At 37.9% G+C, this 17,771-nt stretch carries 14 protein-coding genes; 8 read left to right on the plus strand and 6 right to left on the minus strand.

Annotated features, from left to right (window positions below):
* Positions 1-161 precede the first annotated feature (161 nt).
* Entirely contained in the window at positions 162-2,585 is a 2,424-nt protein-coding gene (locus tag D7004_RS16830; RefSeq protein ID WP_123206990.1) for a DUF5916 domain-containing protein, read from the minus strand.
* A gap of 717 nt (positions 2,586-3,302) precedes the next feature.
* On the opposite strand from D7004_RS16830, the gene D7004_RS16835 reads away from it, so the two are divergent.
* From D7004_RS16835 to D7004_RS16870, 8 genes are all read left to right on the plus strand, one after another.
* The gene (locus D7004_RS16835; protein ID WP_123206991.1) at positions 3,303-3,854 is read left to right on the plus strand and encodes an RNA polymerase sigma factor; all 552 of its coding nucleotides are present in this window, start codon (positions 3,303-3,305) and stop codon (positions 3,852-3,854) included.
* Between the two features lie 11 nt (positions 3,855-3,865).
* On the plus strand, positions 3,866-4,210 hold the full coding sequence (locus tag D7004_RS16840; RefSeq protein ID WP_123206992.1) for a hypothetical protein: 345 nt from the start codon (positions 3,866-3,868) through the stop codon (positions 4,208-4,210).
* A 663-nt stretch (positions 4,211-4,873) separates the two neighbouring features.
* On the plus strand, positions 4,874-5,143 hold the full coding sequence (locus D7004_RS16845) for a hypothetical protein (RefSeq protein WP_123206993.1): 270 nt from the start codon (positions 4,874-4,876) through the stop codon (positions 5,141-5,143).
* Positions 5,144-5,147: 4 nt separating this feature from the next.
* Positions 5,148-5,375, plus strand: coding sequence for a hypothetical protein (locus tag D7004_RS16850; RefSeq protein ID WP_123206994.1), 228 nt, complete (start codon positions 5,148-5,150; stop codon positions 5,373-5,375).
* Positions 5,376-5,383: 8 nt separating this feature from the next.
* Entirely contained in the window at positions 5,384-5,767 is a 384-nt protein-coding gene (locus tag D7004_RS16855) for a glycosyltransferase (protein WP_123206995.1), read from the plus strand.
* A gap of 56 nt (positions 5,768-5,823) precedes the next feature.
* Positions 5,824-6,267, plus strand: a complete 444-nt coding sequence (locus tag D7004_RS16860; RefSeq protein WP_123206996.1) for an Hsp20/alpha crystallin family protein — start codon at positions 5,824-5,826, stop codon at positions 6,265-6,267.
* A 493-nt stretch (positions 6,268-6,760) separates the two neighbouring features.
* Positions 6,761-7,987: a DEAD/DEAH box helicase gene (locus tag D7004_RS16865; protein ID WP_123206997.1), complete on the plus strand. Its 1,227-nt coding sequence runs from the start codon at positions 6,761-6,763 to the stop codon at positions 7,985-7,987.
* A 29-nt stretch (positions 7,988-8,016) separates the two neighbouring features.
* Entirely contained in the window at positions 8,017-8,967 is a 951-nt protein-coding gene (locus D7004_RS16870; protein WP_244214368.1) for an AEC family transporter, read from the plus strand.
* A 195-nt stretch (positions 8,968-9,162) separates the two neighbouring features.
* Here D7004_RS16870 and D7004_RS16875 read toward each other — a convergent pair whose 3' ends face one another.
* The 5 genes from D7004_RS16875 to D7004_RS16890 all read right to left on the minus strand — a co-directional run bounded on the left by D7004_RS16875 (position 9,163) and on the right by D7004_RS16890 (position 17,637).
* Positions 9,163-10,590, minus strand: a complete 1,428-nt coding sequence (locus tag D7004_RS16875; RefSeq protein WP_123206999.1) for an L-serine ammonia-lyase — start codon at positions 10,588-10,590, stop codon at positions 9,163-9,165.
* Between the two features lie 559 nt (positions 10,591-11,149).
* Positions 11,150-11,302 carry a hypothetical protein gene (locus D7004_RS20745; protein ID WP_167459526.1) on the minus strand — a complete coding sequence of 51 codons (153 nt, stop codon included), beginning with the start codon at positions 11,300-11,302 and terminating at the stop codon, positions 11,150-11,152.
* Positions 11,303-11,663: 361 nt separating this feature from the next.
* Positions 11,664-12,323: an MgtC/SapB family protein gene (locus D7004_RS16880; protein WP_123207000.1), complete on the minus strand. Its 660-nt coding sequence runs from the start codon at positions 12,321-12,323 to the stop codon at positions 11,664-11,666.
* 23 nt (positions 12,324-12,346) lie between these two features.
* Positions 12,347-13,372 carry a PorP/SprF family type IX secretion system membrane protein gene (locus tag D7004_RS16885; RefSeq protein WP_244214369.1) on the minus strand — a complete coding sequence of 342 codons (1,026 nt, stop codon included), beginning with the start codon at positions 13,370-13,372 and terminating at the stop codon, positions 12,347-12,349.
* Positions 13,369-17,637 (minus strand): PKD domain-containing protein, encoded by a 4,269-nt coding sequence (locus tag D7004_RS16890; protein WP_123207001.1) that lies wholly within the window; start codon positions 17,635-17,637, stop codon positions 13,369-13,371. Before D7004_RS16890 ends, D7004_RS16885 begins: the two co-directional genes overlap by 4 nt.
* Between the last annotated feature and the right edge of the window lie 134 nt (positions 17,638-17,771).

Genomic DNA, 17,771 nt, shown 5'->3' on the forward strand with positions numbered 1-17,771 from the left:
TCTTCAAGAGGGATGCAGTTAACTATCGATAAACCTAAACCATTCAAAGGGTGAGGTTATAAACAAGGGTGTTGCCACAGAAACACAGATTTCACAGAAGAAACTAATTATGTCATTACAAGCAAAGCAGAGAACTATTTTCAGGTAGTTTAACCTCACCTTCAAATCTTCTTATGTTTGCCTTTTAAATCCAAATAATCTATATAGTATAAAACCTTAATCGATAGACTATTATTTTGTGGTGAGTTTAAAATACCGTTGAGGTTTTTATTGTAACGTTGCGTATAATAAGTATCGTAAGTTTCAGCGGCATCTTTGTAAGATAGAGAAAGCGTACTTCCAGGCGCAAACTGCCAGGTGTAAATTAAATCGATATTAAATACGTTGTAATTCCGGTCGGTACCGGTTAGGCTTGGTCCTTGGTAATCAGTTAAATTACCATCGGGTTTTAGTAAAAAGAAATCCTTGTTTCTTCTATCACTCCAATAGTGCCTTAACACCACTGTAAAACCCATTAAATTTGTAAAGGTGTATTTTGCATCAAAAGAATTTTCAACCGTTCGTCTGTCATATTTGGAAAAAATAGCCTGAGTGCCTTGCGAAGTTACCCAATTTACAAAATCATAATTCGGGTTGAAATTCAAATCCAATCCGAATGCGATTTTATCATTCACCCTCAAATTTTGAAAAAAGTAAAAATTGTATGATTTACCTTTAAAAAGCTCCTGTTCCTGATAGCGAATATTTCCACCGAAATTATATGCTTTTGCACGGTTAGGATTGATGTACAAACCAATACCAAAACTCTCTGGAGCTTTATAAACCTGCCCGTTTCTGGCTTCGTAAAAATCATTACGTTGCGCATCATAATTAGCATCCAACTCTGCCGACCATAAGTTTTTAAACCTAACATACGAACCACCATTTACCCCAAAACTTTGGTAATCGCCAGGTGTAACCCGCCTAGAATACGACATGTTAAACCAATTTTGCCATTCATTGTACCACTTGCTTGGTTTAAAAACGTTATAGCCTAAACCAATGCGCTGGTCTACAAAATTATTATTGGTAAAAAACCCCATATCCGATGGGTCGAATTTATCATCGGCAAATACCTGGTTATAGCTCCAGGTAAAGTTGCCACTTTGCTTGCCAAAACGAAGGGTATAGCTGTAACCTGTGCTTGTTTCTTCGCCTCGTAAATAGCTCATTTTACCGCCACCGTTAATAAAATATTTATTGTCTTTGTTATTCAAATTAAAAAGCAAAGCACTAACATTGGCATCGTAAGCACTGCCTTGCCTTAAAACATTTGTATTAATAAACGTTGCAGAGCTGTTGTTTTTTAATGATTGGTCGAAAACTAAAATGTTATAATTTGTAAGCGGTTGGGTTTCTACATTCCTAAGGTTTCCATTCGCATCTTCAACTTCCGTTTGCATGCTATTGGTAATGGCATTAAAAATACCAATGCCCAAGCCTTTAGCAGTACGGCCCGAAATTTTGGTGGCGTTTAATACTTTTGCCTCGGTTTGGTCTTTAATAATTTTATCATCACTATTTACGCCAGTGTAATTGTAATATGATGGAATAGAGCCAATGCGCTTGGAGTAAAATAAATCACCTTTATTAAAAAGTTCGGTTCCCTCGGTAAAAAATTGCCGGTTTTCGTTAAATTTTACTTCGAAAGGTGTGAGGTTTAAAATTCGGTTATCCGATTGTACCTGGCCGAAATCTGGCACCAAAGTCATATCTAATGTAAAGCTGTTGTTGATGCCATATTTAACATCCATACCACCATTAAACCTAGCCGTAGTGTTTTTAACTCCGGGAATATTTGCCGGATAATGATTGGCATAAGCAGAAATGTATGGCGAAAATGAAAGGCGCAGGGGCGGTTTAATATCTTTAATGCCAGTAAATAATCCTTCCTGATTGATAAAGCCGTTTACTTTCGGGTCTACAAAATTCCAGAACGTTTGTATGTTGGTTCTTTGAATCCGCCTGCTAAAATTTAAGCCCCAATTTTGAATATCCTTGCTCGAAAAACGCAACGCAGAATAAGGAATTTTCATTTCGCAAGTCCAACCCAGTTCATCTATTTTTACAGCGCTTTCCCAAACGGCATTCCAATTTGGGTCTTCATCACCAACCTGCGAATATTTCGCATCAAACTGCACGCCGGCCGCTGTAACAAAAAAGCCGTTGCCATTCATTTTATCGTAAAATGGGTCAACAATGATGGAAATAAAATCGGCATTACCAATGTTATCCCGAGAAACCAATTCATGCGAAACACTATCTTTATCATCGTACATTCGGGCATACACATAAATGGCAACGTCATCATACATCAGTTTCATCTCCGTCCGTCGCTCTTTTGTTTCTACTCTTCCAGGCACCGGGCGTATTTCAAAAAAATCTGTGGCAATTGGTACATTTACCCAACAAGCATCATTTAGAACGCCATCAATTTTAGGCACTTCGGCAGTTCTTACAGCAGCTAATTGTTTCTGTTTTGCCGGGTCTTGTGCATAAGAAAAAGTAAAAACAAGCAGTAAAAACAGCGTTAAATAGAATTTCATAGGTTTGGTTTAGTTTACATAAGACTAGCACCATAAAGAAATGTTGCACGAGAAGGGAAATTAGGTTGCAGATTTTGAACGTTTTCGAACAAAATGCTTTGATAATGTGAGTTAAAAAGATTTTAATTACAATAATTTTTAACGGTTTGCAACAAACCAATGTTCTTAAACCCGACAACAGCGACAGCCACGAATATTTCATGAGGGCTATAGCGAATGGCGGGGCTGCTGACCTCCATAAGCAGTAGCTTTCATTTCCAAAAAACTCATTTAATTTAAGATTCATTACCCAAATTTTTTGGAGCGCAATGCTTCTGCAAGCCAATTAATTTCTTCCTGTGTTTCGCTTGTACGCTTTGCATCGTCGTGCCTCCTCGCTGCAGGGTACCGCTGCACCCAGGGCTAGGTGGCTAAAGCAGTACAATTTTTAACGGTTTGCAACAAGCCACTGTTCTTAAACCCGACAACAGCGACAGCCACGAATATTTCATGAGGCTACAGCGCATGGCGGGACTGCTGACCGCCAAATGCAAATGAATGTTCATTTCCAAAATAGACCTTTAATCAAATTCCATTATACAATTTTTTTATTTTTTGGAGCGCAATGCCTCTGCAAATTTTATAAACCGTTAACGTAACCAATTCAAATAAAAAAGTTAGAATAATTTAAAGTAATATTGACTTTCATCCGTTTACAGGTTTATCAATCGAAAAATTTTGCCCACAAACGAATCCCAAAATATAATTTCTACAGTTGCCAATTATGGTAAGCGCTTATTCAGTTTCATTCGTGGGCGGGTGAATACGGATGAGGATGCAGAAGATATTTTACAGGATGTGTGGTATCAATTGAGCAACCAACCCGAGGCGGGTGCGATAGAACAAATGAGCGGATGGCTTTATCGGGTGGCAAGAAATAAGATTACCGACAAGTATCGGAAACAAAAAGATGTGCTTATTGAAGATTTGAGTTTCGAGGATGAGGATGGTGAAATTAATTTTAGGGAAATTTTATTAGCAGAAGCTTTTTCGCCTGAAGAGGAAAGTTTGAAGAAACTTTTTTGGGACCAGCTGTTTGTAGCTTTAGAAGAATTACCAGAAAACCAGCGTTATGTCTTCGTTCAAAACGAATTGGAAGATAGAACCTTTCAGGAATTGGCTGATGAAAGTGGCGAAAACATTAAAACTTTAATATCGAGAAAAGGCTATGCAGTGAAACATTTGCGTAGCCGTTTACAAAATTTATATCAAGAATTTATTAACTATTAATTTAGAAGGAAATGAGAAACAGAAAGTTTAGTAAAGGCAAGAAATTCTTTTTCTTTATCCCTGTTATAGCGTTAATTGCTACGGCATTAGGCTATACCGTAATGTATTTATGGAACTGGATTTTACCAGAAGTAGCACACACCGGAACATTAAATTTTTGGCAGGCACTTGGCTTACTAGTCTTATGCCGATTGCTTTTCGGTAATTTTAATAAGGGCGGAGGCAATAATCGCTTCCGTGAAAAGGCTATGGGGATGCGTTCTAAATGGCAAAGCATGAACGATGAGGAACGTGTAAAATTTAAAGAAGAATATAAACGGAGGTGTAGTGGTTGGGGACACCGTAATAAGGAATAATTTTAAGCCAGCTTTTCAGCTGGCTTTTTTATTTATGTAGTAATCTCTGCGATTTGTAATTCCCCTCTTTTAGAGGGGTGCCCGCAGGGCGGGGTGTTTTTTTGTCTTCGCCAGACGGGCTCTCTTCTTTTGGCTTAAAGCAAAAGTTCAAGGCTTGCATCTATTTGTGTAAAAACTCAATAAACTGTTTTCGAAAATAATTTGAGACTTTCGCCCACTTCACAATACCTCCAACACAGCTGAAAATTATTTTGGTCGGTGGTTTATGATTGAAACAGCCAACAGTTTGTCGTTTTTTCCTACAAATATCTGCTATGCAAGTCCCGCAACTATGAAAGTTGATGGTATTAGCACGCCTATTTCTCCATTTTCAGGCAGTTGGTTTAGCCCACAATTTTAAACTTATGCTTTATCATAAATCAATTTATCCTTGAATCTTGTCACGTTGAGCTTGTCGAAACGCCCCAAGAGGCAGTTTATGTAAGTCCTTCGACAGGCTCAAGATGACATTTGTATTTATGATACAGCCTCCTACACAAGTTTAATTTCTCCTGGCAACATTCACAGGGTGAAGTTTTTCCATGACGGTAAAACATTTTTTATTTTTTTTTAAAGTAAAAATTAAATGCTGCCGTCTTCCCTATTATATAAACAGATAATAACATGAAACAAATATTAAAAACAATAGGATTCGGGATTGTACTTGGTGCAACCGCATTCTTCATACCTTTTATATTCAAATTTATATTTGCTGTATTGGTAATCGGCTTGATATTCAAAATGATTTCTAGGGATAGAAAACGTAGTTATTTTGATGGTAGATTTGAAAGCTATGGAAATTACTTCTCTCCAATTGTATCAATTGATAATCAATGGTATAAGCCTGAAGTTAAAGGAAATGGTTTTGTTCAAAACATCAATGTAAATTATTAAAGCCATGAAAGCATTTAGAATATTATTAGCGTTTGCAGTTGCTGGAGCAACATTTTATAGCTTAAACACATTCGCTGTAATGAATGGTTATCGCGATAGGTTAGATTTCAAAAACAGACATTATCACGAGCACGATTGCAACCACGAAAACAGACATAACGGTTTCAGTCACCACGGCAGAAAAGCTGTTGATACTTCGATAACACCAATTGATAGCACCAATATTAAATAAACAAGCTAATGTCTCAAGTTCTATTTCTAAGCGTTCCATCACAAGGTGATGTTAAACCAAATTTAAGCCTGGCAAGTGATTTAATTATCCGAGGTGAACAGGTTACTTTCTTCAGTTCTGATGAATTTAAACAATCTATCGAAAATATTGGTGCTGATTTTAAAGCATACAGTAAAAATTTGGATGTTTTCCATACAACAGAAGATATGGAAGAACCAAAATCCGGTTTAATTACGGCGCTATTAGAACCGATGAAGTTTATAGATGATATCGTGGAAAAGATACGAGGATTGAAATTTGATTATGCCGTTTTCTCTCCTGCTTATCCATACGCAAATATCATTACACAGTTATTGGGAATTCCGAAAACACAATATGGTGTCTCCAATTAAAAATATTGGCTTCGGGCCAATGAATTAACAGATTAAAAACAATTAAAATTAAAAAAATGTACAACGAAAATAGATGCCATTCGGGCAAAATGAATAATGGCTGGGGCAGAAGATTTGGTGGTTATCACCACAGAAGATTTGCACAACATGCACAAGAAATGTTTGGTAGTGGGTTTAGACGCGTACCGGCAAATATTGAAGAATCAGACGAAAATTTCATCATCCACCTTTTTGCACCAGCATTGGTAAAAGAAGATTTGAAAGTTATAACCAAAGATGACGTTTTAACAATTTCTTACACACCAAAAGAAAATGTAGAATCTGCTGAGAAATTTAGTAGGAGAGAATACAGCAATGGTGCTTTTGAGCGGGCTTTTGCTTTAAACGGAAAAGTACTTAGCGAAAATATATCTGCCAGTTATGCTGATGGAATTTTAAAAATTACACTTCCTAAAAACCCCGAAACGAATATACCTGCTAAAGATATCGCAGTAAACTAAGTTTCGTCTATTATAATTTCTGAGCCCCGATTGTTTTGCAGTCGGGGCTTTTTTTTGCTGCTAAAAGATTTTTTGCCACGGAAACACGGAAGACGCGGAAAAAGTAAGTTTAACTTGCGAAGGTTAAACGGTCAAAAGCAAAGGGGAACTTCAAAAGTTTAATACGTTCTTTGGGAATTGAATTTTGAGGCTTATGAACTTTCCACCTACTTATTCCCACTAAACATCGTAGGTCGGGTTTACGCTTTGCGACCTAGGTTTCTCGCACTGAACTGAGTTATCTAAACCCGATTATCGCGGAAATACTTTTGATTAAACCTATAAGGTTTTTAAAACCTTATAGGTTTAAGAAAGATTGGAGCAAAAGCGGGACTATCGCAACCAAACAGCACCAAACATTGCTTTCCAAATCATTTAACACGTCGAGTTTTAAATGTGGTTTGCTATTCGTCGTATTTTAAGGTACTTTTGCTGAAATAAAAAACATAACAGATTGAATTTTAACGACTTTAATTTTAACCCCGATTTATACGAAGGCCTGATGGCAATGGGGTATAAAAGCGCTACTCCGATACAAGAACAGGCCATTCCGGTAATTTTAGATAATCATGATCTTATTGCATGTGCCCAAACAGGTACCGGGAAAACAGCCAGCTATTTATTGCCTGTAATGGACAAAATAATGAAGGCAAAAGACAGGCATAACAATACCTTAATTTTAGCGCCAACCCGCGAGCTTGCGCAACAGATTGATTTACAGGTTGAGGCGCTAGCATATTTTACCAACATCAGCTCATTGGCAGTTTATGGTGGTGGCGATGGTATTGCATACGAGCAACAAAAACGCTCAATGCGTGATGGTGTTGATGTTATTATTGCAACCCCCGGCCGTTTAATGGCACATTTATCTTCTGGTGTTTTAAAACTAGAACACTTGCAGCATTTAATTTTAGATGAAGCCGACAGAATGTTGGATATGGGTTTTTATGATGACATTATCCGCATTATAAGTTACCTGCCCAAAAAACGACAAACCCTTTTATTTTCGGCTACGATGGCGCCAAAAATAAGAACGATGGCGAGTAAAATTTTGCACGAACCACAACAAATTACCATCTCGATTGCAAAACCTGCAGAAGGAATTAACCAACAGGCTTATATCATTCACGACCAGCAGAAACAAGCTTTATTGACTGACATTTTTAAAGACGGTACGTATAAAAGCAGTATCATTTTCGTATCTACCAAAGATAAAGTTAAAGCGCTTTACAAAGCTTTTAGAGGTTTAGGTATTAAAGCCGAGGCTTTCCATTCGGATTTAGGTCAGAAAGAAAGAGAAGATATTTTGCTTGCTTTTAAAAACAGAAGATTGCCTATTTTGATTGGAACAGATGTTTTGTCTCGTGGGATTGATGTTGAGGGAATTGATTTGGTAATTAATTACGATGTTCCTGGCGACCCGGCAGATTACGTTCACAGAATTGGCAGAACTGCAAGGGCTTCTACAAAAGGAACAGCCATAACTTTAGTTAACGGCAGAGACAAGCGCAAATTTGATAACATAGAGAAGCTGATTGAAAAAGAAGTTCCAAGAATGACATTACCTGAGCACATTTCTGCAATGGAAATTACGCATGTGGAAGAAAAAAGACCCCACCAAAATAACGGCAAGAAAAAGGTTTGGCATAAGAAAAAGCCTAAGCCAAGCAATCCAAGTTAAGTAAATTTAAACGTCAACAGAATTTCTGGATGGCGTTTTTCTTTTTATCGTTATCTTTCCCTTATTCGATGGCCAATTTTATTTTAATCGGTATATGCATTCTTGCAGGAATTCTTTTCCGCAAAAGTAAAGCCTTACCCAAAGATGCTCATAAAGGCATTAACGCCTGGATAATTTACATTGCGTTACCAGCGGTTTCGTTTAAATATCTTCCTCATATCACCTGGACCAAAGATTTACTTTTTCCTGCCTTGGCTCCTATTTGCGTGTGGATGCTAGGCTGGTTATTTATTACGATGTATTCGAAGTTTAGCAAGCTTAGCAAGGCAACATCTGGCGGGCTGAAACTGGTCAGTTCTTTAAGCAATACGTCATTTATTGGTTTCCCGTTAATCATAGCTTATTTTAGTGAAAAAGAATTGGCAATTGCCGTAATATGCGACCAAGTGACATTCACTTTGCTTTCTACAATTGGGATCATTCTAGCAATTCGTTCTTCGCAACAGCAGAAACTAAACTCAAAATTGGTGCTTAAAAAGGTGCTGACTTTTCCACCATTGATTGGATGTATTTTGGCATTAATTTTACCTCGCTATTTAGATTTATCTGCACTGGATATATTGTTTGATAAACTCGCAGGTACGGTTGGTCCGTTAGCTTTGTTTTCTATCGGTTTGCAACTCAAATTTGGCGGCTGGTTTAGTGAAATCAAACACATCAGCTTTGCTTTGTTATACAAATTGATTTTAGCACCATTTTCGGTTCTGGCTATCGCTTTGCTTTTAGGGATGAATGGCATGATAACTAAAATAACAATTTTCGAAATGGCGATGCCAACTCTGTTAACCGCAGGTGTTGTCGCCGACCAGTATAACTTAAATCCTAAGGTTTCTAATTTAGTGGTTGGGATTGGAATCTTATTATCGTTTATTACGACAGGAGTTTGGTGGTTGGTGCTGACTTATTCGGGTTTATTTTAACCGCAAAGAACGCTAAGTTTTTCGCAGAGCGCACAAAGTATTTATTCCATGGAAAAGTAAAAAAAAAGCAGGAGCCAGTTTTAACCACAAGGATACAAAAGATTTGAAAAGTTAATTACAGTTCTTTGTTTCCTTCTTTTCGCAGAGCGGAAGCTTTTCTTAGATGAACTAAGGTGTCTTAGGTTATGAAATTCTTTAACACTCCGGTAAACTAATCGGAATGTTGGTTGCCAAACCCCCATCTGATGTTTCTTTGTATTTTGCATTCATATCCAAAGCGGTTTCCCACATGGTATTTACAACGGCATCTAAACTTACTTTTGCCTTATCAGGATTACTTTGTAAAGCCAGCTGACTTGCCGTTATTGCCTTTATGGCGCCCATAGTATTTCTTTCAATGCATGGAATTTGAACCAAGCCGCCTATTGGGTCGCAGGTTAAACCTAAGTGGTGTTCCATTGCGATTTCTGCAGCCATTAAAACCTGTCTTTGAGAACCACCTAAACATTCTGTCAGTGCCGCAGCAGCCATAGCCGATGAGACTCCAATTTCTGCCTGACAACCACCCATCGCCGCCGAAATGGTTGCTCCTTTTTTGAAAATGCTACCAACCTCTGATGCACAAGCAATAAACTGAATGATTTTCTCTTCTGAGTATCCATCACAAAAAGTAATGTAATATTGTAATACGGCCGGAATTACGCCTGCTGCACCATTTGTTGGTGCTGTTACTACACGTCCAAATGAAGCGTTTTCTTCATTAACAGCCAGAGCAAAACAGCTAACCCAATCTAAAATATAGTTAAATCCATTACCGCCTTTTCTAATCGCATCCATCCAAGAATTATAATCATGATATTCGCTCTTGCCCATTAACCGTTTATTGAGTGGGAAAGCTCTTCTGGCAACATCCAATCCGCCAGGTAAAAAACCGGTAGTGTGACAGCCACGATAAATACAATCCCGCATCACTGCAAAATGTTGAAGAATCCCCGCTTTGGTAACAGATTCTGGTCGCCATGCAGTTTCATTTTCCATCACAATCTCGCTCACTTTTAATCCGGTTGATAAGCACCAGTGCAGAAGTTCTTTCGCTTTTTCTACCGGAAAAGGTAAATCAACTTGCACTTTCTGACTGTTATCTTCTCCCTCTTTTACTACAAAACCACCACCAATAGAATAATAAGTTTCAGAAAAAGCTCTTCCACTTTTCAAAAATGCCTGAAACGTAACCGCATTAGGATGAAATGGTAAACTTTCGGCAAATAGAAAAAGTAAATCATTATCGTAATCGAAATTTATATCGAATGCTCCTGCCAGATTTAGCTTTTTGCCTTGTTTTATGGCTTCAAAAGTTGGCGTAACAACATCAACATTAAAAGTAACAGGGTCTGCGCCCGTTAAGCCCAGCAAAATCGCAACATCAGTTCCATGGCCTTTGCCTGTTTTAGCAAGAGAGCCATAAAGCAATATTTTTACCATTTCAACATCATCTAAAAGATCGTTTTCTTTAAGTGAAGCTGTGAATTGTTGTGCAGCACGCCAGGGACCAAGTGTATGAGAACTTGACGGACCAATGCCTATTTTAAAAATATCGAAGACTGAAATTTGTTCTTTAATCATGAAATATTTAGTTATACAAAGCTATGATTGTTTTAGAACTTGTGGCGATTAAATTTTGACGTAAAATATTGATTGAATAAAAAAACTCTTTAGAAAGATTTGGAAATAAAAACCCATGAAGCCAGCAGATGAATTAATTTTGAAGTGTTATAACAACCGAATAGTTTACTGTCTAAAAAATTTGGAAATGAAAGTTAGTAGTTTTTCGCTTAGAGCAGCCCCGCTTTCCCTCCTGCCATGAAAAATGGCATCCGTACAATCGGGTTTATTAACTATGGTTTGTTTTTCAAACCGCAGGTTTCCTCTACCTTCATTCCGTAAACGTTTGGCTTAAAAGTAGTATCCTTTCTTTCCCTCTCTTCAAGGAGAGGGATGTAGTAACAGTTAAAGGAGTACCGACATTAATAGGATGAGGTTTAGGCACCAGTTTAATCTATTTTGATTTATACAGCTAAAACTAAACCCATGAGGCCAGCAGATGAATTAATTTTGAAGTGTTACAACTACCGAATAGTTTACCATCTAAATAATTTGAAAATGAAAGTTAGTAGTTTTTCGCTTAGAGCAGCCCCGCTTTCCCTCCTGCCATGAAAAATGGCATCCGTACAATCGGGTTTATTAACTTTAGCTTGTCATTCAAACCGCGGGTTTCTTTTACCTTCATTCCATAAACGCTTGGCTTAAAAGTAGTATCCGTTCTTTCTCTCTTCAAGGAAAGGGATGTAGTAAAAGTTAAAAGAGTACCGACATTAATAGGGTGAGTTCGATAATTAATTTCCCTTCACATTATTATAAGCTGCTTTTTTAGCTAAAGTCACCCTGAATTTATTTCAGGGTCTTCTTTGCAGGAAAGATGCTGAAATAAATTCAGCAAGACGTGTCGTATAAGCAATACGGCGATAAAACAGCAAAATATTAAGTTTTAGAATCGAACTTAGGTTAATAGGGTGAGGTTTAGGCACCAGTTTAATCTATTTTGATTATGGATAAGGAATTATAATTGAGCCACAGATAATGCACAAACAAAACCATTGTCAAAAAGAGCGGAAAAGAAAATTGAATTTTTTCTGAATTTAAAAATCAAACTCTATAATTTCATTATCCTTTAACATTTGTTCCACAAATTTCTGATGGTTTTTTGGGGTTCCGGTTGCGGTCCAGTTTCCGGTAATAACATTGTTTACCAACTGATGCTTTCCCCTTTGAGGTTTAAGTTTATTCTCTTTAAAAACTTCTTCATAGCTTTCTAAATCGCCTTGCATATGTTGCTTTTTAACAATTCGATAAATACGTTTTGTAAACCTGCGATCGCCAACTTCTTCTAAAAAAGGAAAAACGATAAGTGCTAAAAGTACAACGGCAGTTACGCCAATGGCTTGCTCATAATAACCAGAACCAACCGCCATTCCGATGGCCGCAACAATCCAGATAATACAAGCGGTTGTTAAACCTTTAACCCGATTTTCTTCTTTAAAAATAACTCCAGCTCCCAAAAAACCTATTCCCGTAACAATATTTGATGCGATTCTGTCCTGACTGGTTGGCCCTATTTTTATGGAAAGAATAGTAAATAGCGCTGCACCCAAACCAATCATCATCATGGTTTTTAAGCCCGCAGATTTACTTCTGTATTCTCGTTCTGCGCCAATTAAACCGCAGAGCAATGTTGCCAAAAGAAATTTATTGACTTCACTCTGTGTGATGAAATGACCGTTATCTAATATTTCATTCATTGCCTTTAATTCAAAATGGCAAATTAGTAAAAATCATAACATCTTAAACCATTTGCACGACCAGAATTGCTACTATTAAGCCAATATTTTTCATAGCCAAGTCCAATTTCCGAAGTTCCACCGGTGTTTGTATAATTTATTTTGGATGTTGTGGCATCATGGCTAATTCCAATTCTGAATTTTTCTCCATTTGTTCGTCTGTTAAAAATGTCGAATATTACAGAGAAAACTATCGCATCGTTTCCGTTAGAATTGCCATCATTCCGATACCAAATCCCTGCGTTTATACCCGCATATTTAAATTGTGTGCCAAAACTAAACGATGTTACATTTTGCTGTTTGTAGGCCACGATAGAAGGAATGAGGTACGTTCCATCTCTATCATATTGATCTGCAATTAAAGTAAGTTTATAGCTCAGGTTGCCCGAAATCCTCATGGGCAGTTTAGCCTGGAAGCCTGCCAGAGATTCGTCAGGGCGGTTTAAATGATGCAAACCAAGACCAACCATAAAATTCTTGTAAACCATATTTCCACCAGCGGCTGCATCAAAGTAAAATCTGCTATCGATAGTTGGTCTTTCAGCTCCTGAAATGATGCCCGGAATAATTCCTGCTGTTACATCAATCTGATCTCCAAATACCAGCCTGTCCCAGTTTAATTTTTGATTGGTTACTCCGCCTTGCAGACCGAAAGAAAGCGTAAAATCATCACCATTGATAATGTAAGAATAGCTTAAAGCGATATTATTTTTTTGTAAATACGCGGTTCCTTCGCTGCTTCTATTAAAAATTAAGCCCACACCGCTATTTAACTTCTGCAGGTTTAAATCAGCAGAAGCACTCATGTAAGAAAAGTCGCCAGAAAGACCAGTCCATTGGTTTCGGTATAAAGCATTAAATCGAATATCACCCTCAAATTGACCTGTTAGAGCTGGATTTAAGTAAATCGGTGAGTTATAAAATTGAGAATAAATATGATCCTGGCTCCTCGAAAATAAAGGCATTACCATTATCAACATAAATAAATTGATCCAACTGCCCTTCATCATCTTATTAAATATATGTTTCCTGTTTTCTTAGGGGCAGATGAATCATAAGTCATCCCCTTCCACTCGCCGCCATTAATAAACTTCAAATCAATTTTCCAGAAATAAACGCCTTGCGGTTGCTCCTGACCATTATATTTGCCATCCCAGCCTTCCAACGGCGAACCATCGCTTAATTTTGTTGTTTCCCACAAAACTTGTCCCCACTTATTAAAAATTGTCATCGTCCAATTGTCAATACCCCTGCCTTTTGCCTTAAAAGCTTGAAGTTCATTTTTCTGGCTTGCGGGCATAAATGAATTTGGTACATAGAGAAATCCGGGAACACCAATAATCCTTACAACCTGAGATGATGTTCCAGGGCAGCCTTCTTTATTTAAAACTTTTAGCGTTACGGTATAATCACCTACGTTAGCGTAAGTATGTGTTGGATTTTGAAGTGTTGATGTCGACCCATCACCAAAATTCCACTCCCAGCTACCTGCACCATTTAAACTTGCATCTCTAAAACTAAAAGCGAAGTTTGGAATGGATAGCTCATTTCCTGGTAAGACAGTAAAAATCGATTGTGGTGGCGCAACAAGATTTATGTAATTAGGAATAATTGAAGTATTACTGCAGCCCTGAAGGTTTGTAGCCTTTAAACTTACGGTGTAATGCGTAGCAGTGCCCGTAAAAGTATGTTGAGGCTCGAAAGCTGTAGATGTAGTTCCATCACCAAAATCCCACAAATAAGTTATGGCATTTTTACTATTGTTTTTAAAGCTGATAACCGTTCCGCTACAACCTATTGTCTTATCAGAAGTAAACGCTACCGTTGGTTGGTCGAGTACGACAATGGTTTCTGTGGTGTAAGCGTTCGAACAACTGTTAGAGGCATACAACGTTACCAAGTACGAACCTGGTTTGGTAAACGTATGCGCAATCATTTCGGGAGCCGTGCTCGTAAGTGCTGAGCTTCCATCTGCAAAATCGTAATAAAAGGTGCTTGCTCCTTTTGTGTTATTAAAAAAATTAACCGTTAAGGGTGCGCAGCCTTTTAATTCGGTTGCATTAACAACCAATTCTGGCAAAATATTATTAGGCGAAACCCTTATCGTGTATTGAGATTCATTAACGCCACAATCGTTTCTGGCCGTCATTTTAACGATATAATCCTTAACCGCAATAGTAGTATAGGTATGCGTTACGCTATTTTTATCTCTTGTATTTAAGGTTGTTCCATCGCCAAAATCGTATGTAAAACTGGTGTAATTACCAGGGGAAGTATTACTGAACGTTGCTGTAAACGGAGAGCAACCTGTAGTTTTATCAGGAGAGAAAACTGAAATTGGTTGAGCCTTTACCAAAACGGTTGAAGTTTTTGTTAGCGTTCCGCAAGGTGTGGTGGTTTCAAGTTTTATGGTATAGGTAATGTCGAGACCAGCTGGGTCTGGTTGATAAATTACCGTTGGCGGTGTTGCCAAATTCGATGTTGTGCCATTTCCAAAATCCCACTTAAACGTTGCAGCGGTTAGTGAACTTGAAGTATTTACAACGGTAACGCTAAGTGGTCCGCAACCATCGGTAACATTTTGTGTAAAATTTGGCGTTACGCTTTGATACGTAGAAAAGGTATGGCTTATTACATCGCCCACACAATTTGCACCACTGGTAACAACTAACTTAATAATTACGCTTGAGTTATCTGTAGCTAGGTTGTATCCAGGAAAAGTTGCTCCAGTTCCAATTTGAACATTATCTGCAAACCATGTAAACGTACTGTTTCTTCCAGGATAAAGCCCTGCTGTAATATTTGCAGCGGTTAATGCAAAAGGTGCACAACCTTTATCGTTTATAAAATTAATTTCTGCCTTTGCAGGCTGATTCACGGTAATTGTAACTGTATTACTGCTATTTTGCGAAGTTCCTGAACATGCCCCACTCGCAACCAAACGCCGATAATATATGGTTGCTGTAGGTTGTGGGGGAGCGTAGTTAATAAGCGTAGCGCCAGTAATGTCAACCCATGTTGTACCGTTAATACTCGATTGCCATTGGTAAGTGAAATTTGTACCGTCTCCTCCTGTTGGCGGCGTTCCGGTTAAAGGCAAAACAGTTGCACCAATACAAATAGACTGGTCTGCTGAAATATTGTTATCAGCTATAGCTGGTAAAACGCTAATTTGTATTGCGTTGCTGCTAGATGAGCAGCCTCCGCTAGTAACTTGTCGTCTGTAAAAGAAAGAGTTAACAGTTGCTATGGTTAAATCTTTAGTGGTTCGTCCGGCTATATTTACCCAAACATTTCCATCTGTACTGGTTTGCCATTGGTAAGAAAAAGTCCCATTTCCACCAGTCGGGATATCTCCAGTAATTGTGATGTTTTGTCCGGAACAAACTGTTGTAGATGCAAATGTAATTGTATTGGTAACGGATGGTGGATAAGTTATGGTTACTTCATCATAACTCAAAGGACAAGTTGCAGTGCCTGTAATCGTCCATCTGAAAGTATATAATTGCCCGGGAACTAATCCGATAGCTTTTGTATTGTAAATATTCTCATCTGCAAAACTTATACCTGTTTGTCCCGAAACCAATAACCATTTACCTGCATAAGACCCCGGGTCATTTCCACTTAAGGAGATTTCATTTCCACTACATAAGCTCTGATCTATACCCGCATTGGCTCCAGAAATAACTATCGTTTGAGGTGCCGAAGTAACTATCCCACAAGATGGTGTAGAAATGCTCAACGTAATGGTATAGGTTCCTGCTGTAGTAAAATTAAAATCAGGTGCTTTGCTTGAAGCTGATGTTCCGTTTGCAAAACCAACAGATGGAACAACCGTCCAGGTATAATTATTATCCGTGTTACAAAAGAAATCAAGAATAGAGGCGTCAATAGGTGTTACAATTGCAGGTGCACAGAAAGTGTTTCCTGTTAAAGTAAATATAGGCTGAGGAGGATCTTGAATACAAACGTCTTGTATAACAGGGTCTGCATCGCAAACACCCGAACTTGTTGATGTTAACCGAATTACATGCTTACCATGCGTTGTAAATTTTTGCACGAAATTAAAAGAACGAGGTTTATTTGCTTCAATTAAGACCCCATCTACAAACCAGTTATAAGTTAGATTATTTGGCGTACAACCAGCTGTACTTGTGTTAGGATTCTCGCCTACAATTGAAGTATTGATGAACGTAATATCTGCATTAGTACAACCTGGGTTATTGAAAGTGAACGAATTTACAGGCTTTACAACAACTTTAGCTGTTGTAGAAACCGCTGTACCAATATTGCCGCAAAAGGCATTTGTTACATTAATTGTAATATCAAAAACGTTAAAAATTGAACCGCTACTTCCTGTCGATGTTAAACCACATGACGACTTTGTGTAGAGGTGACGAACGAGATTTGAATTCTGTAAAATTTCACAAAGGGTATAAGTTTCTGAAACACCATCTCCCCAGTTAATTCTATAAACATCACCAGGAAAGTTATTTTGAATTCCGCCTATACCTGAGGTAACAACCGTAAATGTGAGGTAACCGAGGGGTAAACAAACAACATTATTACCTGCTGTTGAAAATGCTGTTACCGCAGAGTTATTTACAACCATATATGCCTTGGTGGCAACTCTTCCATCTGGCATTACTGCTTTGACAAATACAGTGTAATGTGCTAATGAGGCGGTAAAAATTTTATTTTGAGTATCGAAGGCTAAGGTTGTAGATATCGAAGTTAACTCATTTGTAATTGCTGCAGTAACAGCAGCACTTGTGGTAGATTGATTGGAAAGCGCAATGTCGTTATTATCCTTTGTTGTACAGGTTCCGAATGTTTCTGTATTCGTAGACGTTAATAATGGGGCAACTAATTTAGCTTCAACAATTGTACCGGCTTTAATTTCAAAGGCCTCAGAAACATCACTTATAAATGCAGGGGTTATAGACTTTACCCGCACTTGGTAGCCTGTGCCTGCGGGTGTAGTAACGGGAATAATTCCGTTAACATATGTACTGTAAAACCCATTATAAGTACCGATTAACTTTTCGTTTGTAAAATCTCCACTCGCATCAGAAAGGTATAACTGAAAAACATTTCCTTGAGTAATACAAGAATTAGGAACAATCTTAAACGGAACAGCTATCGTACTCCCAGGAGTGTAAGGTCCGGAATCTACAGTGCCAATAGTCAATTGTGCAAAAACCGGAGATGCAAAAAATAAAAAGGCCAAAAAAATAACAGCGGTACGCGAAATCTTTATAAACCAGGTCTTCATAGATCTTTAACAATAAGAAATTGCCGAAAAGAAGAATTTTGCAAAGAAATACAACCTGCCAATTGCAATAAAGCCAAAATGGCTAAAAAAAACGCTTATTTGTTTGGTAAAAGTTTATTCGATATTGCTTTTCT

Origin of the sequence: Pedobacter jejuensis (assembly GCF_003725795.1) — a bacterium.
Classification (GTDB): Bacteria; Bacteroidota; Bacteroidia; order Sphingobacteriales; family Sphingobacteriaceae; genus Pedobacter; species Pedobacter jejuensis.